17 protein-coding genes are annotated in these 20481 nt (G+C 72.7%); 7 read left to right on the top strand and 10 right to left on the bottom strand.

The genetic code is table 11. The features are described from left to right. Positions 1 to 42: 42 nt before the first annotated feature. From SM447_RS09870 to SM447_RS09855, 4 genes are read left to right on the top strand one after another with little or no spacing between them, the layout of a single operon-like run. Positions 43 to 1245: an acyl-CoA dehydrogenase family protein gene (locus SM447_RS09870; protein WP_474572460.1), complete on the top strand. Its 1203-nt coding sequence runs from the start codon at positions 43 to 45 to the stop codon at positions 1243 to 1245. Then, positions 1242 to 2843, top strand: coding sequence for an acyl-CoA carboxylase subunit beta (locus SM447_RS09865; RefSeq protein ID WP_474572459.1), 1602 nt, complete (start codon positions 1242 to 1244; stop codon positions 2841 to 2843). The genes SM447_RS09870 and SM447_RS09865 overlap by 4 nt, the downstream gene beginning before the upstream one ends. An 8-nt stretch (positions 2844 to 2851) precedes the next feature. Further along, positions 2852 to 4825, top strand: a complete 1974-nt coding sequence (locus SM447_RS09860) for an acetyl/propionyl/methylcrotonyl-CoA carboxylase subunit alpha (protein ID WP_474572458.1) — start codon at positions 2852 to 2854, stop codon at positions 4823 to 4825. Further along, positions 4825 to 5988 (top strand): acyl-CoA dehydrogenase family protein, encoded by a 1164-nt coding sequence (locus SM447_RS09855; RefSeq protein WP_474572796.1) that lies wholly within the window; start codon positions 4825 to 4827, stop codon positions 5986 to 5988. Before SM447_RS09860 ends, SM447_RS09855 begins: the two co-directional genes overlap by 1 nt. 56 nt (positions 5989 to 6044) lie before the next feature. Here the strand turns inward: SM447_RS09855 and SM447_RS09850 are convergent, their stop codons facing one another. The 3 genes from SM447_RS09850 to SM447_RS09840 all read right to left on the bottom strand — a co-directional run bounded on the left by SM447_RS09850 (position 6045) and on the right by SM447_RS09840 (position 10022). Continuing rightward, positions 6045 to 7148 carry a hypothetical protein gene (locus tag SM447_RS09850; protein WP_474572457.1) on the bottom strand — a complete coding sequence of 368 codons (1104 nt, stop codon included), beginning with the start codon at positions 7146 to 7148 and terminating at the stop codon, positions 6045 to 6047. After that, positions 7145 to 8086, bottom strand: a complete 942-nt coding sequence (locus SM447_RS09845) for a transporter substrate-binding domain-containing protein (RefSeq protein WP_474572456.1) — start codon at positions 8084 to 8086, stop codon at positions 7145 to 7147. Before SM447_RS09845 ends, SM447_RS09850 begins: the two co-directional genes overlap by 4 nt. A gap of 136 nt (positions 8087 to 8222) precedes the next feature. Further along, a complete protein-coding gene (locus tag SM447_RS09840; RefSeq protein WP_474572455.1) occupies positions 8223 to 10022 on the bottom strand; it encodes an alpha/beta hydrolase in 1800 nt (599 codons plus the stop codon). A 225-nt stretch (positions 10023 to 10247) separates the two neighbouring features. Between SM447_RS09840 and SM447_RS09835 the strand changes: the two genes are divergently transcribed. Then, on the top strand, positions 10248 to 10583 hold the full coding sequence (locus SM447_RS09835; protein WP_474572454.1) for a hypothetical protein: 336 nt from the start codon (positions 10248 to 10250) through the stop codon (positions 10581 to 10583). Positions 10584 to 10618: 35 nt separating this feature from the next. Here the strand turns inward: SM447_RS09835 and SM447_RS09830 are convergent, their stop codons facing one another. The 7 genes from SM447_RS09830 to SM447_RS09800 form a co-directional block, all read right to left on the bottom strand. After that, complete coding sequence (locus SM447_RS09830; RefSeq protein ID WP_474572453.1) at positions 10619 to 12082, bottom strand: serine/threonine-protein kinase; 1464 nt, start codon at positions 12080 to 12082, stop codon at positions 10619 to 10621. Positions 12083 to 12113: 31 nt separating this feature from the next. After that, positions 12114 to 12647, bottom strand: a complete 534-nt coding sequence (locus SM447_RS09825) for a hypothetical protein (RefSeq protein WP_474572452.1) — start codon at positions 12645 to 12647, stop codon at positions 12114 to 12116. Between the two features lie 171 nt (positions 12648 to 12818). Further along, the gene (locus SM447_RS09820; RefSeq protein WP_474572451.1) at positions 12819 to 16406 is read right to left on the bottom strand and encodes an adenylate/guanylate cyclase domain-containing protein; all 3588 of its coding nucleotides are present in this window, start codon (positions 16404 to 16406) and stop codon (positions 12819 to 12821) included. Beyond that, positions 16403 to 17224 carry an MBL fold metallo-hydrolase gene (locus SM447_RS09815; protein WP_474572450.1) on the bottom strand — a complete coding sequence of 274 codons (822 nt, stop codon included), beginning with the start codon at positions 17222 to 17224 and terminating at the stop codon, positions 16403 to 16405. The genes SM447_RS09820 and SM447_RS09815 overlap by 4 nt, the downstream gene beginning before the upstream one ends. A 129-nt stretch (positions 17225 to 17353) precedes the next feature. Continuing rightward, positions 17354 to 17815 (bottom strand): RidA family protein, encoded by a 462-nt coding sequence (locus tag SM447_RS09810; RefSeq protein WP_474572449.1) that lies wholly within the window; start codon positions 17813 to 17815, stop codon positions 17354 to 17356. A 5-nt stretch (positions 17816 to 17820) separates the two neighbouring features. Next, complete coding sequence (locus tag SM447_RS09805; RefSeq protein WP_013736319.1) at positions 17821 to 17976, bottom strand: DUF4177 domain-containing protein; 156 nt, start codon at positions 17974 to 17976, stop codon at positions 17821 to 17823. Between the two features lie 44 nt (positions 17977 to 18020). Then, on the bottom strand, positions 18021 to 18515 hold the full coding sequence (locus SM447_RS09800; protein ID WP_474572448.1) for a hypothetical protein: 495 nt from the start codon (positions 18513 to 18515) through the stop codon (positions 18021 to 18023). Positions 18516 to 18839: 324 nt separating this feature from the next. Between SM447_RS09800 and SM447_RS09795 the strand changes: the two genes are divergently transcribed. After that, on the top strand, positions 18840 to 19430 hold the full coding sequence (locus tag SM447_RS09795; RefSeq protein WP_474572447.1) for an Rv0361 family membrane protein: 591 nt from the start codon (positions 18840 to 18842) through the stop codon (positions 19428 to 19430). A 26-nt stretch (positions 19431 to 19456) separates the two neighbouring features. Next, a complete protein-coding gene (gene bagA / locus SM447_RS09790) occupies positions 19457 to 20434 on the top strand; it encodes an ATPase BagA (protein ID WP_474572446.1) in 978 nt (325 codons plus the stop codon). Positions 20435 to 20481 lie beyond the last annotated feature (47 nt).

Raw genomic sequence — 20481 nt, 5'->3', positions numbered from 1 at the left:
GTCGACCACCCGACCGGCACCGACCGACGGGGAGGTACGGCGGTGACGATCGTCGACACGCCGGAGCGGCGGCAGTTGCGGGAGCTGACCCGCGCCTTCGTCAGCCGGGAGGTGCTGCCGCACCTGGCCGACTGGGAGCGCGCCGGCGAGGTGCCCCGCGAGCTGCACGCCACCGCCGCGAAGATCGGCCTGCTCGGCATCGGTTTTCCCGAGGCGGTCGGCGGCAGCGGTGGCGACCTGCTCGACTCGATCATCGTCACCGAGGAGATCATCCGGTCGGGTGGCTCGTCCGGGCTGGTGGCCGCCCTCTTCACGCACGGCATCGCGCTGCCGCACATGGTCGCGGCGGCCGGCGGCCGGCTGGGCGGCAAGCTCCCGGTGCGACACGTGGACCCCGCCGAGCCCGCCGACCGGGTGCACGACCTGGTCGACCGGTACGTCCGGCCGACGCTGGCCGGGTCGATGATCGGCGCTCTGGCGATCACGGAGCCCGACACCGGCTCCGACGTGGCGGGCATCCGCACCCACGCCCGCCTCGACGGCGACCACTACGTGGTCAACGGCGCGAAGACCTACATCACCAGCGGAGTCCGGGCGGACTTCGTGACCACCGCGGTCTGCACCGGTGTTCCGGGCGGCGGTGCGCTGAGCCTGCTGGTCATCGACAAGGACACGCCCGGCTTCACGGTCGGGCGGCGGCTGGAGAAGCTCGGCTGGCACTGCTCGGACACCGCCGAACTCTCCTTCGTCGACGTACGCGTGCCGGTGGCGAACCGAATCGGCGAGGAGGAGACCGGCTTCCTGGCGATCATGCAACAGTTCGCCGCCGAGCGTCTCTCACTTGCCACCCAGGCGTACGCCATCGCGCAGCGCTGCGTCGAACTGACCGTGGACTGGTGTCGCAACCGGTCCACCTTCGGCCGGCCGCTGGCGAGCCGGCAACTGGTCCGGCACCGGCTGGCCGAGATGCACACCCGCGCCGAGTCCGCCCGGGCGTACGTGCACGAGATGGCCGCCCGGGTGGCTGCGGGCGAGCCGGTGGTGACCGAGGTGGCGATGGCGAAGAACGTGGCGGTCTCGGCCGCCGACTGGGTCGTCGACCAGGCGCTGCAGCTGCACGGCGGCTTCGGTTACCTGCGCGACGCCGAGGTGGAACGGCACTACCGCGACGCCCGGATCCTCGGCATCGGCGGTGGCACCACCGAGATCATGAACGAGATCATCGCGAAGGGCATGGGCCTGTGAGCACACTCGACACGGCGATCGACCCGTCCTCGCCCGCTTTCCGGGCCAACCGGGACGCCCTGCTGGAGCGCCTCGCCGAGCTGGACGCCGCCCTCGACACCGCCCGGGCCGGCGGCGGTGGGAAGTACGTGGAGCGGCACCACCGGCGCGGCAAGCTGCTTCCCCGCGAGCGCATCGAGCTGCTCCTGGACCAGGACAGCCCGTTCCTCGAACTGTCTCCGGTCGCCGCGTACGGCACGGATTTTCCGGTGGGGGCCAGCGTGGTGACCGGCGTCGGCGTGGTCGAGGGCGTGGAGTGCCTGGTCGTGGCCAACGATCCGACGGTACGCGGCGGCGCGGTGAACCCCTGGTCGCTGGCGAAGACCCGGCGGGCCGGGGAGATCGCCCTGGCCAACCGGCTGCCGATGGTGAACCTGGTCGAGTCGGCCGGCGCTGACCTGCCCACCCAGGCGGAGATCTTCATTCCGGGGGGACGGGTGTTCCGCGACCTCACCCGGCTCTCGGCCGAGCGGATCCCCACGGTCAGCGTGGTCTTCGGCAACGCCACCGCCGGGGGCGCGTACGTGCCCGGCATGTCCGACTTCACCATCATGATCCGCGATCGCTCGCAGGTCTACCTGGCCGGGCCGCCGCTGGTGAAGATGGCCACCGGCGAGGACGCCGACGACGAGTCACTGGGCGGGGCGGCCATGCACGCCACGCAGTCGGGCCTGGCCGACTTCCTCGCCGCCGACGAGCGCGACGGCATCCGGCTGGCCCGTCAGTGCGTACGCCGGTTGAACTGGCGCAAGCACGGCCCGCCGCCGCGCACGGCCGTGCCCCGGCCGCCGAAGTACGACCCGGAGGAGCTGCTCGGCATCGCCAGCGCCGACCTCAAGGTGCCGTTCGATCCGCGCGAGGTGCTCGCCCGGGTGCTCGACGGCAGCGAGTTCGACGAGTTCAAGCCGGCGTACGGCACGGCGCTGGTCACCGGCTGGGGCGAGCTGCACGGGTACCCGGTCGGGGTGCTGGCCAACGCCCGGGGCGTGCTGTTCAGCGAGGAGGCGCAGAAGGCGACCCAGTTCATCCAGCTCGCCAACGCCGCCGACACCCCGCTGATCTTCCTGCAGAACACCACCGGCTACATGGTCGGCACCGAGTACGAGCAGCGCGGCATCATCAAGCACGGCGCTCTGATGATCAACGCGGTGTCGAACTCGACGGTGCCGCACCTGACGGTCAACCTGGGCGCCTCCTACGGCGCGGGCAACTACGGCATGTGCGGCCGGGCGTACGAGCCGAGGTTCCTGTTCACCTGGCCGAACGCCAAGTCGGCGGTGATGGGGCCGGCCCAGTTGGCCGGGGTGTTGTCCATCGTCGCCCGGCAGGCCGCCGCCGCCCGGGGTCGCGAGTTCGACGAGGACTCCGACGCGGCGATGCGGATGATGGTCGAGCAGCAGATCGAGTCCCAGTCCGGCGCGCTCTTCCTCTCCGGCCGGCTCTACGACGACGGCGTGATCGACCCTCGGGACACCCGTACCGTCCTCGGCCTCTGTCTGTCGGCCATCCACAACGGACCGGTGAAGGGCGCCGACGGCTTCGGCGTCTTCCGGATGTAGGAGTTGTCGTGATTTCGAAACTTCTGGTGGCGAACCGGGGGGAGATCGCCCGCCGGGTCTTCGCCACCTGCCGGGCGCTCGGCATCGAGACGGTCGCCGTGCACTCCGACGCGGACGCCGCCGCGCCCTTCGTCGCCGAGGCCGACCAGGCCGTCCGGCTCCCCGGGAACACGCCCGCCGAGACGTACCTGCGCATCGATCTCATCATGGACGCGGCCCGGCGCTGCGGCGCGGACGCCGTCCATCCCGGCTACGGCTTCCTCGCCGAGAACGCCGAGTTCGCCACGGCGGTCGCCGACGCCGGCCTGACCTGGGTCGGCCCACCCGCGAAGGCGATCGCCGCGATGGGCGACAAACTGGCCGCCAAGGCGCTGCTCGCCGAGGCCGGCGTGCCGATGCTGCCCAGTTGGACCGAGGCCGACCAGGTCACCGGCTTTCCGGTGCTGGTGAAGGCGTCCGCCGGTGGTGGCGGGCGCGGCATGCGGATCGTCCGCGACGCCGGGGAACTCGCCGAGGCCGTGGCCGGTGCGCGCCGCGAGGCGGCGTCGGCGTTCGGCGACGGCACGGTCTTCATCGAGCGGTACGTCGACCGTGGCCGGCACGTCGAGGTCCAGATCTTCGGTGACGGGTACGGGACGGTGGTCGCCCTCGGCGTGCGGGACTGCTCGATCCAGCGCCGGCACCAGAAGATCGTCGAGGAGGCACCCGGCGTCCTGCCCGACGGGGTACGTCAGCGTCTGCACGAGGCGGCGGTGGCCGCCGGCCGGGCGGTCGACTACGTCGGTGCGGGCACTGTCGAGTTCCTGCTCGCCCCGGACGGCGAGTTCCACTTCCTGGAGATGAACACCCGCCTCCAGGTGGAACATCCGGTCACCGAGGCGGTGACCGGGCTGGACCTGGTCCGGCTGCAACTGCTGGTCGCCGAGGGTCAGCCGCTGCCACTGTCCGCGTCCCCGCCGGCCGAGGGCCACGCGATCGAGGTACGCCTCTGCGCCGAGGACCCCGGCCACGGGTACCGGCCGGCGACCGGCGTCCTGCACCGGTTCCTCGTGCCGGGGACGGCCGTCGAGTTCGCGCCGACGCACGGCCTGCGGTTGGACTCCGGGGTGGTCGACGGTTCCGTGGTGGGCGTCCACTACGACTCGATGCTCGCCAAGGTGATCGCCTGGGCGCCCACCCGGGCCGAGGCGGCCCGCGCCCTGGCCGGTGCGCTGAGTCGGGCCGAGCTGCACGGTGTGGTGACCAACCGGGACCTGCTGGTCCGGGTGTTGCGTAGCCCGGAGTTCGGCACCGCCGAGGTCGACACCGGGTTCCTCGACCGGCGTCCCGAGGTCTTCGCCCCGCTGCTGCCGCCCACCGACCTCCCGCTGGTCGCCCTCGCCGCCGCGCTCGCCTCGGCCGCCGCCCGTCGGGCCGCCGCCCCGGTGCTGGCCGGGCTGCCGTCGGGCTGGCGCAACGTGCCCGCCTTCCCACAGGCCACCCGGTTCACCGGCCCCGACGGCGGCGAGATCGAGGTGCGCTACCGACTCGACCGCTCGGGCGGTCTCGCCGAGTGGTCCACGAACCCTGCCAGCGAGGGAACGGTGTCCCTGGTCGAGGCGTACCCGGAGCGGGTCGTGCTGGACGTGGACGGGGTGCGGCGGGCGTACCGCGTACACCGGGTGGGCTCGGAGGTCTTCGTGGACGGCCCGGACGGGTCGGCGAGCCTGACCGAGCTGCCACGCTTCCCGCTGCCCACCGCGGAGCTGGCCGCCGGGTCGCTGGTCGCGCCGCTGCCCGGCGCGGTGGCCCGGGTGCACGTCGAGGTCGGCCAGCGGGTCGCCGCCGGAGACCTGCTGCTGACCCTGGAAGCGATGAAGCTGGAACACCCCGTGCTCGCCCCCACCGACGGCCTGGTCACCGAGCTGCCGGTGCCGGCCGGCGGTCAGGTCGACACGGGCACCGTGCTGGCCGTGGTCACCCCCGATGAGGAGTCGCCGTGATGAACTTCGACCTCACCCCCGAGCAGGACCAGCTCCGTGACGCCGTGCGGTCGCTGGGCAAGCGGTACGGCCACCGGTACTTCGTGGCGAAGGCCAAGGCCGGCGAGCACACCACCGAGCTGTGGCACGAGGCCGGCCGGCTCGGCTACCTGGGCGTCAACATCCCCACCGAGTACGGCGGCGGGGGCGGCGGCATCACCGAGCTGGCCATCGTCTGCGAGGAACTGGCCGCCGCCGGCTCCCCGCTGCTGCTGCTCGTGGTCTCCCCCGCCATCGCGGCCACCGTCATCAACCGGCACGGCACCGAGGAACAGCGCAAACGCCACCTGCCCGGCCTGGCCGACGGCTCCCAGAAGATCGTCTTCGCGATCACCGAGCCGGACGCCGGCTCCAACTTCCACCGTCTCGCCACCGTGGCCCGCCGGGACGGCGACGACTGGGTGCTGTCGGGCCGCAAGTGCTACATCTCCGGCGTGGACGAGGCCGGCCACGTCCTCGTGGTGGCTCGCACCGAGGACTCCGCCACCGGGAAGTTGAAACCGGCGCTCTTCATCGTGCCGACCGACGCCGCCGGCCTGACCTGGTCCAAGCTGGACATGGAGATCGTCTCACCGGAGAACCAGTTCCTGCTCTACCTGGACGACGTACGCCTACCGGCCGACGCCCTGGTCGGCGAGTCGCTCGACGCCGGCCTGCCGGCGCTCTTCTCCGGGCTCAACCCGGAACGGATCACGGTCGCCGCGATGGGCGCGGGCACCGGCAGGTACGCGGTCGAACGCGCCTCCGAGTACACCGCGACCCGGGCGGTGTGGGGTGGCCGCACCATCGGCACCCACCAGGGAGTCTCACACCCCCTCGCGCACGCGGCCGTGCAGGTGGAACTGGCCCGGCTGATGATCCAGAAGGCGGCGGCGCTCTACGACGCCGGCCGCGACCTGGAGGCCGGGATCTCGGCCAACATGGCCAAGTACGCGGCCGGCGACGCCGCCGCGCTCGCCGTCGACACGGCCGTGCAGGCGCTCGGCGGCGCCGGCATGACCACCGAGTACGGCGTGGCCACGCTGCTCGGCGCGGTACGCGCCGGCCGGATCGCCCCGGTCAGCCGGGAGATGATCCTCAACTTCGTCGCCCAGCACGTCCTCGGCCAGGACAAGTCCTACTGAGGATCGTGGACGGCAGTGGCCCCGCCGAGGGCCGCCACCGTCCACGATCTACAAGTTCACCGGCAGGCGGCGTCCACCCGGTGCACGGGGCGCACCCGGCGGCCCAGTCCTTCCAGCAGCGAGTCCTCGACGTGGAATTTGTGGATGCGTAGCCGGTGCCGGGGCAGTTCCTCCTCCGAGGGGCAGAGCACCTGCCCGCGTACGTGATCCACCGGCACGTAGCGCACCCCGCCGCGCTCCTGGAGGATCACCATGTTGACGTCGTCGGTGGTCACCACGTGCCCACGGATCTCCTCCGTGGAGCCCGCGTCACCGACCGTGGTGACGGTCAGCGGCAGCACCGGCGTGCTGATCACGGGCAGCGCCGCCCAGACCAGCACCACCAGCACCGCGAGCTGGGTCACCGGCGCGAGCGGCCGGATCACCACCCCGGGCAGCGGCCCGGCGACGAAGAGGGCCAGCAGCGGCGGTACGACCAGCAGCACGATCGGCAGCGTGTCCCCCTCGCGCCAGGCGGTGCGCAAGGTCGGCACGAGCAGCCAGAGGTAGCCGGCGTACGCAGCCACGATGATCAGTACCCGCACGGCGGGACGCTCGTGCAGGCGCTCCGGTCGGAGTTGGAAGGCCGCCGCGAAGGCGGGCAGCAGCAGCGGTATGTACAGCAGCGGCCAGGTGACCAGAGCCATCAGGAAGCTCGCCGCCACGAACCAGCTCGGCGTGATCTCCATCCAGCGGACGAAGAGCGGCCGGCGGGCCGTCCCGCGCCCGCTGGCCGCCAGCACCCCGCCGAGCGCGAACACCGCGACCAGCACGGTGGCGAGCAGTCGGGCCGACGTGGTGAGGAAGCCGGCGAGCAGGTTGACCGGCCCTACGTTGGCCACCAGCAGCAACGTGGTCTGCAACTCTCCGCCGGCCTCGATGCCGAGCCGCAGCACCGAGAAGATCGCCGGCACGCCGACCACGGCGGTCCAGAACGACTGGCTGGCCCGCGCCCGGCGTTCGGTCTGATCCAGGCCACCGGTCATCGCACTGGTCGGCTCGGCGGACGGCGACCCGCCGTCGCTGATGGCCGAGGGCGGCGCGGGCACCGACACGGGAGGCGTCGGGGTGGTCGGGCGGTCGGCACCGGAGTCACTGGCGGTGGTCGCCGCCGTGCTCATTGCCGGGGCACCTTGTCGTCGAAGTCGACCAGCTTCGGCACGTCCAGCGGTTGCGGCTGCCGCTTCTCGGTGCGCAGCCACGGCCCCAACGTCCGGTTGTACGCGGTCTGCCACGGGCTGGCTTCCCCGTTACCCCCCTGCTTGTAACTCTTGTCGAGGAAGTAGGCCACCAGGTCGCGCAGCGCCGGATCACCGATCGGCACGCCGACGCCGAGCAGTTCGCTGGTGCCGAACGGCATGTCGACGATCTCGAACTCGGTCGGGTAGCGGGCCAGGAAGCCCGCGAGGATCGTCTCGTCGGAGCTGACCGCGTCGTACTTACCGGCCCGGATGCCCTTCACGCAGTCCCAGACATCCTTCACCACGAGCGTGGGAACCTGATGCTTCTCCAGCTCCGCCTCGGTGGTGGAGCCGCCGCTGGTACAGATCTTGTACTTCGGGTTCCGCAGGTCCTCGATGGTGCGGATCGCGCCGCGGTGCCGGGTCGGCACCAGCACCTCCTGCGTGGTGACGAAGTACGGCCCGGCGAAGCTGACCTGCTTCTTACGCTCCTCGGTGATGGAGAAGCTGGAGACCACGAGGTCGACGACGCCGCCCTGGAGGGCGGGGATCCGGTCCTCCGTGGACACGTTGACGAACTCGATGCGGTGTGCCCCCTCGTAGCCGAGGGAGGCCGCGATGTACCGGGCGATCTCGACATCGAAACCGACGTAGACGCCGTTGCGTACCTCGCCCATCAACGGCTCGTCATCGGCCACCCCGATCCGCAGGACGGGCTGGCCCCAGATGTGCGACTCGCGGAGCTTCTCCTGCACGGACGGCAGCTCCGGCTCCCGCTGACTGTCGCAGCCGGCAGCCGCGCCCAGCAGCAACGTCAGGGCAACGGCCGCGGTGGTTGCCACCGAGCGGAACCGGAACCCCGCTACGTTTTCGACCATTTACCACCTCACCACGTGTCGAAGTTGATACGACACCGACAGTAATAACTCCTGTCCAGGGGCGGCCTCAGGCAAGGGGCCGGGGTACGGCGGGCGATCGGTCGCCCGCCGTACCCCGGCGTCGTGGCGCGGAACCTCAGCGGACCGTCAGGGTGCCGACGGCCGGCAGTGGCGCGACGACCGGCGGCAGTTGCTTGGCCTCACCGCGACGCGGCGTACCCTGGGCGGCCAGGTCACTCTTGGACGTGTCCGCGCGCACGGCGGCCTCCGGCTCCGGCAGATCCTCGAATGGCTGGATGTCACCGCGGCAGACCTTGCCCTTCTTCGGCAGCGTCAGCCGCAGCAGGTACGCGTCGATGGCACCGGTCACGCAGGCCGACGTCCCGTACGCGGTGTGCCCCCAGTTGTCGCTGGCGAGCAGGCGACTGTTCGGCAGCAGCCTGGCCGCGGCGACCGCACCGTTGTAGTTGGTCGCCGGATCCCAGTAGTTGCCGACCACCAGCACCGGGTTGTAGGTGCGCCGGTTGAACGGGCCGGTGAAGCGGTCCTCGTCGCGCACGGTCCAGGTGTCGCGGGCGCACGGCGACGTGATCCAGGTCCAGAGCCGTCCGAAGTACGGGTCACGCTGGTCGGCCCGGGCCGCCCGGGCCGGCCAGGAGGCGGCGTCCCCGGGGTGGTTCGCGTCGGTGCAGTCGACGCCGAGGAAGGTCTCCAGGCCGTTGTCGTACGGGAAGTCGTAGGCGCGGGCCTGCTCGCGGGCCTTGACGGCGCGCTGGAGCACCGAGGCGCGGGCCTGCTCGCGGGTTGCCCGGGCCGCCGACGGGTCGGTCAGCATCAGCAGGTCGTAGGTGAGGTAGGCGACGTCGTAGTAGCCGTACGGGCCGTACAGCCCGCCGAGGATGCCACCGATGAAGTCGGCGTAGGTGAAGGTGAACGTGCCGAAGTCCGGGTCCTCGATGACCAGCGGGTTGGCCTTCAACCGCTTGGCGACCAGGTCGAACAGGGCGACCGGATCACCGGAGGCCAGCGGGCAGGCGTCGACCCCGGCGCTCTTGCACCGCTTGAGGATCTCGCGCAGCGCCTTGTGGGCGCCCTGCGCGCTGCGCATCCGCTCCTCCTGGACCACATCGCCCGACGTGCCGGTGCCGAACCACGCAGTGGCGTCCAGCACCCCGTCGATCACCACGGCGCGTACCCGGTCCGGGAACATGTTCGCGTAGTACTGGCCGAGGATGCTGCCGTAGCTGAAGCCCAGGTAGCTGAGCTTCTTGTCGCCGACCGCCCGGCGCAGCACGTCCATGTCGCGGGCGACCTCGGCGGTGGACATCGCCCCGCTGAGCGGCTTGCCCGTGGTCGAGCAGGCCTTGCCGACCGCGATCGAGGAGGCGACGTAGGCCTTCTCCTCGTCCTTCGTGTACGGGAAGGCCACGTTCAGACCCTCGTACGCCCGGGTCTGGTCCTTCACCGACTTGAAGCACTTGACCTGCTCGCTGGCGCCGACGCCACGCGGGTCCACCCCGACGACGTCGAAGCGGTCTAGGACGTCGTCACCGAGGAAGTACGGCGCGGCGAGCGCGATGCTGGTGCCCGAGCCACCCGGGCCGCCCGGGTTGAGGAAGAGACTGCCGATCTTGCGCTTCTGGTCACGGGCCTTGACCCGCAGCACCGCGATCTCGGTCGTCGCGCCCTTCGGCTGGTCGTAGTCCAGCGGCAACTGGACGGTGGCACACTCGGCGTAGTCGTAACACCGGTACCAGTCCAGTTTGGGGGTCGGCACCCGGTCGACCCGCAGCCGTTCGGCGAGACTGGTGCGATGCGTGACGATCGCCGCGCCTCCGCCGATCGTGGTGGACGCGGCAACGGGTGTGACCGCCGCCCCGGCGAGGAGTACGCCGATGAGCCCTGCTGTGGCCAGGGTCCGGAGTGGTCGTGGCATGTGGACGCCTTCCGGTGGGAATTGGGACACGACGAGCCGAGGCTCGACCACCGCCACTCTAGAGATGTCCGGCAATGCGTGTGGCGCCGATCAAGAGGCGCATTTCCGACTCCGTCGGCCCTGCCGCAGCAAGCTCCCCCTCCGGCAAGCTGTTGTTTGTCAGCTGTTCCGCGTGGCGAAGCCGGGCGCTGTTGACAGATCGGCGATCTCCGACATTCTGGACGGGTGAGACGGTTCCCAGGATCCGACGCACGGACCGTGGCGGTGGTCGCGGCGGTGGGGGCGTTCTGGCTGCTGGCGGCCCTGATCGCGGGTCGCCGGCAGGACCTGCTGGGGGTGGCGGGGGCGCTGCTGTGCGTTCTGCTCGCCACCGTCGCCGGGGTGGCCGTGACCGCCGCCCGGCAACACGAGGCCGACGTACGGACGGATCCGGGCCAGATGTCCGCGAGCGCGGAGATCGAGGCTTCCGGCATCGACGCCGACACGCTGGAGACCCTCGGCGACCGGGACGCGGTCCGCGCGATGCGGGACCGACATCGCCGCGACCAGCGGGGGCGGTGAGGCCGCGCAGCCGGCCGTACCCGCGTCGGGACGACTCAGCCGCTGGTGAGCGTGGGCGACGCCAGCCCGTTCAGGCCCCGCCCCGCCAGACAGCGGTAGGTCAGGTCGGTGTCCGCGTCAGCCGGCGGTAGCACCTCGAGATTCCATCCCGCCGCCTCGCGCAGCCCACTGACCAGACGGAAGGTCTCCTCGTTGCAGACCTTGCGCACCTGGGGATCCGCGACGACCTCGTCATGGCCGGCACCGGCCAGGCTGGCCGGCAACTGCCCCTGGGCGTAGCTCTCCCAGGTGTGCCGGGCGTCGCAGGGCACCCGACTCGCCTCGGCCCGCTGACCGCGTACCTGCACCGGACCGAAGCATTCCAGTTCCGTCGCGCACTGTGCGTCGGCGGGGAGCGCCTGCGGCTGGGTGGCGCAGCCCGGGCGGAGCAAACCGGTGGCCGCCGGTCGGGCCGGGAAGGTCGGCTGCGTTGACGGCACGGCACCGGCCGCCCAGGCCCCCACGCCGGCAGAGGCGGCGAGGGCGACCACCCCCGCGGCCCCCAGGAACCAGCGTCGCCGACGGCCACGGTCGGTGGAGCCGCCGGTGGTCGGCAGGACGGAGCGACCGACATCGTGGACGGCGGCGGAGCCTCCGCCGACCGGGGAGGCCGGACCGCTCGGCGCCGTCGAGCCACCCAGCGACAGGTTGGTCAGCAGGTCGCGCAGTTCCGCGGCGGACGGCCGGTCGCCCGGATCGTTGGCCATCCCGGCGCGCAGGACGTCGACCAGTTCCTCCGGGATGCCGGGCAGGCCGGGGACCGGCTGGTGGAACATCTCCAGCACCGTGACCAGGCTCGGGTTGCGCTCACTCTGCCAGCGGGGTGGCCGGCCGTGCATGACCGCGTAGAGCGTGGCGCAGAGCGCATACACATCGACGGCCGGCGACGGCGGGCTGTGGCTGAACATCTCCGGCGGCGCGTACGCCGGGGTGAGCACCTCCAGCGCGACCGAGGCGTCCCGCATCTCGGCGACCACGGCAAGCCCGAAGTCGGCCAGCACCGCCGAGTTGAAGTGCGAGTAGAGGATGTTGGCGGGCTTGACGTCACGGTGCAGCACACCGGCGGCGTGCGAATGGGCGATCGCATCCGCGATCTTGATGCCGAGATCACGAGCCTCGACGGCACCCAGCGGAGAGTTGCGCATCCGCTCGGCGTACGACCCGTCACAGAGTTCCATGATCAGGTATGGGTGTTGATCGATGGTGACGCCGACGTCGAAGAGGTCGACCACGTGCGGGTGGGACGACATCCGGCCGGCGGCCCGCGCCTCGCGCAGGAAGCGGGCCTGGTCGCGGTCGCTGGCCAGGGTCCGGTTCTCCACCTTGACCGCGACCTCGCGACCCACGGAGATCTGCGTCGCCCGGTAGACCGTGGCGTAACCACCTCGCGCAAATACCTGCAAATCAGTCAGACCAGGCACGATGGGCGTCGGCAGGGCGCCGGGCGGGGTGTCGGTCACAACTTCGAAAATACCGAACTGCGCCGGGCGCTCAGTGAACCGCATCGGCGGCCGGCCCCACATCCGATGTCCCAGCGCCACCCCGATCGCCCGGCGCCGGCGCGCCGGACGTCGATCCGCCTCCACCCGCCGCGGCGGTCACAGCCGGGCGCGCGCCCGAGTCGGCGGACCGGCGCGCATCCCACCAAAGGCCCGCGGCGGTGGCCAGGGCCCCCAGGCCCTCCCAGGCCGCCACCCCGAAGAACCGGCCCGGCGCGACGTCGGCCAGCACCGCGAGGGTGAAGACCGTGAACGTGACCAGGCGGAACACCACCGTGAAGCGGTAGAAGGCGCGCCACTCGGTGGCGGTGGCGAGCAGGTAGTAGACCCCCATGTTGAACGAGGCCATCGACGAGGCCGTCACGAAGACTCCCGTGTAGTCGCCCGGGGCGCGGGTCTGCGGAATCTCGAAGCCGAGCATTCGCAGCAACGCCTCCGGCCAGAGCAGGCCAACCGCCCCCATCACCAGCGCCAGCACGCCGAACACCGCGATCGTCCACCCCGCGATCGAACGCGGCAGCCTCATCTTCGCCCTCCCCCTCGACGGCCCGACCGACGACATCGACGATCGCGTGCACCGTCACGCTAGCGGCCCGCCCTGACCGACCACATCCCCGAAACCGCCAGATCCGCACCGGCCACCCATCGACCGGACGAATCGGGCCGGAACGCGAGACGACGCTGGGGACCGGCCGGGTCAGGCCGGGCTACGCAGGCGGCTGAGCAACGCCTCGGCGGCGGCCCGTTCGCTGCGCTGCTCGGTGGCGTACGCCAGTCGGACCGCGTCCTCGGCGCTGGCCTTCGCCTCCGCCGGCCGCCCGCACGCGGCCAGCGCCTCGGCCAGCACGCTTGCCGCGATCACCTGGCTGCGAACGTCCTCGGCCGGCGCGCGTACCGCCCGACGGGCCCAGTCCAGTGCCTGCTCGCGCTGACCATGGGCGAGCAGGGCCGAGGCGTAGCGCGCCATCGACTGCCGACGGCTGAAGAGCAGCGACGGCGTGGTGGCCGCCATCGTGGCGACCGGGGCCAGCAGGCCGACCGCGGTACCGGAGTCGCCGGCCGCCAGCCGGGCGGTCGCCAGCAGCACCCGGGGAGCGACCTGTGCCGGCGCCTGCGGGTTGTGCGGCTCCACGGTGGTCAGCACCGCTCGCGCGTCCCGCTCGGCGGCGGCCACGTCGCCCATCTCCAGTGCGACGAAGCCGCGCAGTGTGCCGGCCATCCCGGTGAGCAGCGGATGAGCCGTCCGATGGCCGTACGCGAGCGCGTCGGTGAGCAGGTCGGCGGCGTGCTCCGGCTCACCCAGCCCACGGGCGACCACGCCCCTGACCACCAGCGCGAAGCCCTGCCCCCAGTCGTCCGAGGCCGCGGCGAAGTCCCGGTACGCCCGGCGCGCCTCCCGGTCGGCGTCGACCAGCTCACCCAGTTCGGCGTTGGCGTACGCGTCGACCGCCCGCAGGGTGCCCACCGCCCAAGCCTCGCCGACCCGCTCACCGAACGGCAGGAAGACCCGGGCCAGCCGGCGCGCCTCCCGCAACCGGCCGGCGAGCAGTCGGGCGAAGGCGGTGGTACCGCGCAGCCACGCTCGCCCGTACGGGTCCTTCAGCTCGGCGAAGAGCCGGGCGGCCCGGCCGAGCACCGCGTCCGTACCGGCGAAGTCACCCCGGGTGGTGGTCACCCAGGCCAGGTTCTGCAGTGACCACGCCTGCCCCCGACGGTCCCGCACCGCCAGGCTGACCTGGTACGCGGCGGCGAGTCGGCTGCTGGCCTGCCCCAACCGCCCGGCCAGGAAGTCCGCCATGCCCAGTCGGCGCATCGCCGACGCGCGCAGGGTGGGCAGGTCGGCGTCACCCGCCACCTGCAACGCCTCCCGCCAGCAGGACTCGGCCCGCCGCAGGTCACCCATCGCCTGCTGGGCCTGCCCGGCGAGCAGCAGCGCGCTGACCCGCGTCGCCGCGTCCCCGGCGTTCGCGGCGATCTTCTCGGCCGAAGCCAACGCGTCGGCGGTCCGACCGACCTGGAGCAGCGCCCGGGCGTGCACCACCCGGTCGACCGCGGGTACGCCGTCGCGGGCCAGTTCGGCGGCGCGTTCGGCGTACTCGACGGCCAGCGCCGGCTCGCCCGCGTGCAGCGCCCGGCGGGTGGCCCGGCCGAGCGCCGCCACGCCCAGCGGTGCGACCGCCCGGGCCGGCGCGTCCGGACGCAGCGTGACCGCGTCGGCCAGTGCGGTGGCCCGCTCGACGTGCTCGGCCACGAAGTCGTCCCGGGCCGCCTCGGTGAAACCACCCGGGCCGCTCCCGGTGCCGGTCGGGCCGGCGGCCTCGGTCACCGGGGCCGCCCAGCGGGCCAGCGCGGCGTGTCGTTCCGCCAGTTCCGCCTTGCTGATCCCGGAGTACGCGGCCTCCCGCATCAGTGGCGTGGCGAAGGCGTACCCGCTGCGGGTGCGGTGCAGCATCCGGCGTTGCAGCAGTTCCTCCACGGCCCGTTCCAGCTCGACGGCGGCGACCGCCGCCGGGCGACCGTCCAGGCCGGTGCGCTGCTCCCGCAGCGCCTCCAGCGCGCCGTCGGGCACCGTGTCGCCGACCACCGCCGCGTCGCGCAGCACCGAGCGCGCCTCGGCGGGCAGGGCGTCGATCCGGGCGGCGAGCACCGCCGCGAGGTCACGGGAGAGCAGCCGGCTGCCGAGCGAGCCGGGCGCGAGTCGCCAACTGTTGCGTACCCCGGCGGTGAGCGCGCCGCGCTCCATCAGCAGCGTCACCAGTTCGGCCAGGTAGAACGCGTTGCCCTGGGCGGTGGCGAGCAGCCGGTCGGTGTCGGCCTGGGGCAGCCGCCCGCCGCCGAGGTAGCTGGTCAGCAGCCGGGCCGCGTCGGCGCCGCGCAGCGGCGGCAGCGGCTGTACCTCGGCGTCGGAGACCCGGGTCAGGGTGCCGGCGGCGCGCACCAGCTCGGGCCGGCCGAGCAGCAGCACCAGCACCGGCCCGGTGAGCCGGGACAGCGTGACCTCCAGCGCACGGATGGTCTCCGCCGTGGCGTCGTGCAGATCGTCCACGATCACCACCAGCGGCGCCTCCTCGGCGAGCGCGCTGAGCAGGCCGGCCACCGCGTTGGGTACCGCGTCGGCGTCGGCCGGCGGTTGCGCGCCACCCCACTCGCCCTGCTCCGTGGGGCCGCTGGTGGGCAGTTCGGCGTACCCGAGCAGGGCCAGCAGCTGGTCGACGGCGACCGGCGCGGGCTCCGACCGGGTGCGGCTGAGCCGTTGCCCGAGCCGGCGCAGCCGCTCCTCGACGGCCGCCCGGGTGACCGCGGTCGCGGCGTCGCTGGGCAGGCCCGTCGCGGCGCGCACCAGATCGGCGAGGGGAGCCAGCCGGCGTCGCTCACCGAAAGCCGCGCAACGCACCGAGAGGACCCGCGCCCCGGTGTGTGCGGCGTACCGCCCGGCGCCCACGTCGTAGCCGGCGGCGAGGCGTTCCACCTCGGCGGCGAAGCGGGACTTGCCGATGCCCGCCTCGGCGGTCATCAGCAGGACCCGGGGTTCGCTCCGGTCGATGACCTCGGCGAGTCGGCCGGCCACCCGTCCGATCTCGGTCTCCCGGCCGACGAACGGCGCCTCGTCACCCAGGCCGGAGCGGGTGCCGGGAGCATCCAGCAGGCCGAGCAGTTCGTACGCCTCGACCGGCTCGCGCTTGCCCTTGAGCCGCAACGGCCGCAGCGCCCGCCAGCTCGCGACATGCCGGGTGGCCGCGGCGGTACGCCCGCCGGCGTAGACCGCCCCGACGGCGGCGGCGTCGGCCAGCCGGGCGGCGGTGTTCACGGTGTCGCCGATGACGGTGTACTCGATGGCGGCCTGGATGCCGGCGATCACGTCGCCGGTGTTGAGCCCGACCCGCAGCCCCAACGGCGCGCCGCCGCCCCGCTCGTCGTCGAGCACCCGGCGGACGGCCCGCTGCATGGACAATGCGGCGCGTACCGCCCGCTCGGCGTCGTCCTCGTGCGCCACCGGGGCACCGAAGACCGCCATGATCCCGTCGCCGGTCAGCTTGTCGACGTGCCCGCCGAAGGTCTTGACCGCCCCGGCCAGGGCGGCCAGCACCCGGTCGGTGACCGCGCCGACACGTTCCGGATCCAGGTCCTCCGACCACGAGGTGAAATCGGACAGATCGCCGAAGAGAACGGTCACCACCCGGCGTTCGGCGGCGGGCAGGGTCGCGGCAGCCGGCAGCGCGGCGCCGCAGTTGTGGCAGAACCGGGCGCCGGGCACGGCGACGGTTCCGCACACCGGGCAGGTCACGCTGGATCCAACCTCGCGTCGCCACCATCCGATTCCCGGCCCAGGTATTCGAGCTGGGCGCGTACCGACCACTCCGCCGCCCACCACAGCGACCGGTCGACGTCCGCGTAGACCGTGGCGACCACGTCGGCCGCGGTCCGTGCGCCGCCGTCCAGCGCGGCCCGGACCTGGTCGAGGCGGGCGCGACGGTGGGCGAGGTAGAAGTCGGCGGCGGCGCCGCAGTCGGCGAGCGCCGGGCCGTGCCCGGGCAGCGCCGGGATCTGCCGGTACGCCGAGAGCAGCTCCAGGCTGGCCAGGTAGTCGCCGAGGTGTCCGTCCGGGTGCGCCACGACGGTGGTGCCCCGACCCAGAATGGTGTCGCCGGTGAGCACCAGCTGTCGGCCGCCGTGGCGGACGAGGAAGCAGACCGAGTCGGCGGTGTGACCGGGGGTCGGCACCAGCCGGATGTCGAGGCCGTGGCCGTCGAGGACCGACGCGTCCAGCGCCGGGCCGCCGATGCTGTGCTCGGGGTCGGCGGCCCGCACCGGCACCCCGTCGAGCAGCTCGTGCAGGCGCGGGGCGGCCTCGGTGTGGTCCGGGTGCCCGTGCGTGATCAGCACCAGGCCGATCGGGCCCCGAGCGACGATCGCCGCCAGGTGCGTCTCGTCATCCGGCCCCGGGTCGACCAGCACCGCGTGGGCGGCGCCGGGTGCGCGCAGCAGCCAGGTGTTGGTGCCGTCCAGCGTCATCGGCCCCGGGTTGGGTGCCCGCAGCAACGTCACCCAGTCCGGCAGTTCGCTGGCGAGGGCGGTCACCGCCCCCGTCACATGCCCTCCCATGGCTGCGATCGTACGACTCCGCCGACGCGCCCCCGCGATCTTGCAGTTCCGGTCCCCGATTCGCCCTCGTTAGGGGCCTTCGTCCCGACCGAAAGTGCAAGATCGCGGGAAGATTCGGTGCTGTCGTGGTCAGGAGACCTCGACGATGACCTCGACCTCGACCGGGGCGTCCAGGGGGAGTTCGGCGACGCCGACGGCTGAGCGGGCGTGTCGGCCCGCCTCGCCGAAGACGGTGCCGAACAGGTCCGAGGCGCCGTTGATGACACCGGGTTGGCCGGTGAACCCGGGTGCGCTGGCGACGAAGCCGGTCAGCTTCACCACCTTGACGACGTTCTCCAGACCAACCAGCGAGTCGATCGCGGCGAGGGCGTTGAGGGCGCACCGCTGGGCGAGCTGCTTGGCCTGCTCGGCCGAGACGCCGGCGCCGACCTTGCCGGTGGCCAGCAGCTTGCCCTCGGCCATCGGTAGCTGCCCGGACACGTACACGTGCTGCCCGGACTGCACCGCGGGCAGGTAGCTCGCCACCGGCGGCACCACCTCCGGCAGTTCCAACCCGAGTTCCGCCAGCCTGGCGTGCGGTCCGTTGGACACGACGCTCACGCCTTCGGGCGCTTCAGGTAGGCGACCAGTTGCTCCGGGTTCGGTCCGGGTACGACGGAGACGAGCTCCCAGCCGTCCTCACCCCAGTTGTCGAGGATCTGCTTGGTCGCGTGGACCAGCAGCGGGACCGTGGCGTATTCCCACTTCTGCATCGGTGGAGGGCTCCCTCGGTGACTTGGACACTTCGGGGCACAGCCTACGGTCCGCCGGCCGGCCGGGACGCGGGACGCTGCTCCCCGGCGGACCACTGTTCGGCGGCGGTCCGCTGCTCGGGGGCGGGCGGCAGCTCGCCACAGGGGCCGGCATGGTCGTAGGGCTGGGGACAGCGCGTGCGGTCCGGCAGCAGCAGGTCGCAGAAGACCCGGTGCCGGTTGTTCTGGTCGTCGGCGGTCGACACCTCGGTCTCACCGGCGTCCAGTTCGAGCAGGAAGTTCAGCGAGGTGGCCACCCGACCGGCCAGCGCGGTGGCGGCAGCCAGGTCGGTCACCCGGATGGGCAGGTGGATGACGTAACCCGGACCGTCCTCCTCGCGTGCGCCGGCCGGCTCGACACTGGTGACGGGGTCGGCGGGACGCCGGTACGACCGCTCGTTGACCGGCAGCCGGCCGGAGGAGTCTCCGCCAGCCGTCCGGCCGCCCCGCTGCGGCCCGGCGGGAAACTGGGCTCGGGGGGTGTTGTCCGTGTCGCGCATGCGCTGCCTCCGGGCGTCGTACCTGGTCACGGCCCCGCCCGCCGACCCGGGACCGATGCGTCCGGCCCGGCCGGGCGTGCCGGAGCGACCGTAGGACCGGCACGCCGGTCCCATCAACAGGACGCGCACGCCTGATGGCGTTCGGTCACATTTGCGACACGCGACCAGCGGAAAGCCGATCGCGATGTCGGTACGGGAGACACCAGGCCCTCCGCAGCGGGACCGGAGACCGCTACCCTTCCCGTCTGGACGGGCGCCCGGCCCGGCCACCCGATCCCACGCTCAGCGCCGGCACGCGGTGCTGTGCCGCACCCGGGGGGACCGATGACCCAGCCACCCGCCGGCGGCCCGACCGGCCCCAACGACCTCCCGCCAGCCGGTTCACCGACCCCGTCCGTGCCGCCGCCCACCGGGCACGGCGCGCCGCCGCCGGGGTCCGGATACCCGCCGTACCAGCCGCCAGCCAGCGCGCCGCGAAAGCGTGGGGCGCTGCTGGCCTCGCTCGCGCTGGTCGTGGTGCTGCTGCTCTGTGCCGGCGGCGGCGTGGCCGCGTTCCTCACGCTGCGGAACACCGAGTCGGGCGAAGGAGCGCCGGACCCGTCGGTGGCGGTCGACGATTTCCTCACCGCGGTCTACCAGGAGCGGGACGCCGCGAAGGCGGCGAGGCTGGTCTGCACCGCGGCCCGCGACCAGGAGAAGATCCGCAGCAAGGTGGCGGAGGTCGAGGAATATGTCTCGACCTACCAGAACCCCCGGTTCCGGTGGGACACGCCGACGGTGGACAACGAGACCGGCGACCGGGCGACGGTCACCACCACCGTTACCGTGACCACCGCCGACGAGAAGATCGCCGACCAGGATCTGCGCTTCACGGTGATCCGCAAGACCGGCTGGTGGGTCTGCGAGGTCGCCTGAGCCCGCCGGCTGGATAGGCTCGACGGGTGGGAGCAGCGCAGCGACCGACTGACCGGGTGGGCATCGACTGGCCCGCCCGCCTGCACGTGGTGACCGGCAAGGGCGGCACGGGCAAGACCAGCGTGGCCGCCGCGCTGGCCCTGGGCCTGGCCGCCGGTGGTCGGCGCACCCTGCTGGTGGAGGTGGAGGGGCGGCAGGGCATCGCCCAGCTCTTCGGCATCGAACCGCTGCCCTACGCCGAACGGCACCTGGCCGACGCGCCCGGCGGGGGCGAGGTGTCCGCGCTCGCGGTGGACGCCGAGGAGGCGCTGCTCGAATACCTCGACATGTTCTACAAGCTCGGCGCGGCCGGCCGGGCACTGCGCAAGTTCGGTGCTATCGACTTCGCCACCACGATCGCTCCCGGCCTGCGCGACGTGCTGCTCACCGGCAAGGTCAAGGAGGCCACCACCCGAACCGTCGACAAGCGGCGGGTGTACGACGCGGTGGTGCTGGACGCACCGCCGACCGGCCGGATCGGGCGCTTCCTGAACGTCACCGCCGAGACCGCCCGGCTGGCCAAGGTGGGGCCGATCAAGAACCAGAGCGAGGGGGTCTCCGCCCTGCTGCGCTCACCGATGACGGCCGTTCACGTGGTGACGCTGCTGGAGGAGATGCCGGTTCAGGAGACCGTCGATGCGATCGCCGAGCTGACCTCGCTGGGTTTCGGCGTGGGGCGGGTGATCGTCAACGCGACCCGGGCGCCGCTGCCGGCGGGGCGCCTGGTCACCGAGGCGGACCTGGAACAGGGACTGCGCGCGGCGGGGCTGCCGACCGACGGGCGGGTCGTCACCGGTCTGCACAACGAGGCACGCGACCTCATGATCCGCCGGGAGCTGGAGGACTCGCTCCGTACTGATCTGGTGGAGCTGGGCGTGCCCCTGGTGGAGCTGCCGCTGCTGCCCGACGGGGTGGACCGGGCCGGCCTGGACGCGCTGGCCGCCACGCTCGTTCGCGGCGATTGACTCACACCTCACCTCGGCCTGGCGCGCGGAGCCGGTCGGCCCGATAC

It is taken from the genome of Micromonospora aridisoli (genome assembly GCF_056150025.1).
The sequence above is the reverse complement of the archived record's forward strand: the minus strand, read 5'-3'. Positions and strand labels throughout refer to the sequence as shown.

Excerpts from the sequence above, each read along its gene's own strand:
- SM447_RS09855 (WP_474572796.1), top strand. The coding sequence starts at position 4,825 with ATGAACTTCGACCTCACCCCCGAGCAGGACCAGCTCCGTGACGCCGTG.
- SM447_RS09795 (WP_474572447.1), top strand. The coding sequence starts at position 18,840 with ATGACCCAGCCACCCGCCGGCGGCCCGACCGGCCCCAACGACCTCCCG.
- SM447_RS09805 (WP_013736319.1), bottom strand. The coding sequence starts at position 17,976 with ATGCAGAAGTGGGAATACGCCACGGTCCCGCTGCTGGTCCACGCGACC.
- SM447_RS09840 (WP_474572455.1), bottom strand. The coding sequence starts at position 10,022 with ATGCCACGACCACTCCGGACCCTGGCCACAGCAGGGCTCATCGGCGTA.
- SM447_RS09800 (WP_474572448.1), bottom strand. The coding sequence starts at position 18,515 with ATGCGCGACACGGACAACACCCCCCGAGCCCAGTTTCCCGCCGGGCCG.
- SM447_RS09825 (WP_474572452.1), bottom strand. The coding sequence starts at position 12,647 with ATGAGGCTGCCGCGTTCGATCGCGGGGTGGACGATCGCGGTGTTCGGC.
- SM447_RS09850 (WP_474572457.1), bottom strand. The coding sequence starts at position 7,148 with ATGAGCACGGCGGCGACCACCGCCAGTGACTCCGGTGCCGACCGCCCG.
- SM447_RS09845 (WP_474572456.1), bottom strand. The coding sequence starts at position 8,086 with ATGGTCGAAAACGTAGCGGGGTTCCGGTTCCGCTCGGTGGCAACCACC.
- SM447_RS09815 (WP_474572450.1), bottom strand. The coding sequence starts at position 17,224 with ATGGGAGGGCATGTGACGGGGGCGGTGACCGCCCTCGCCAGCGAACTG.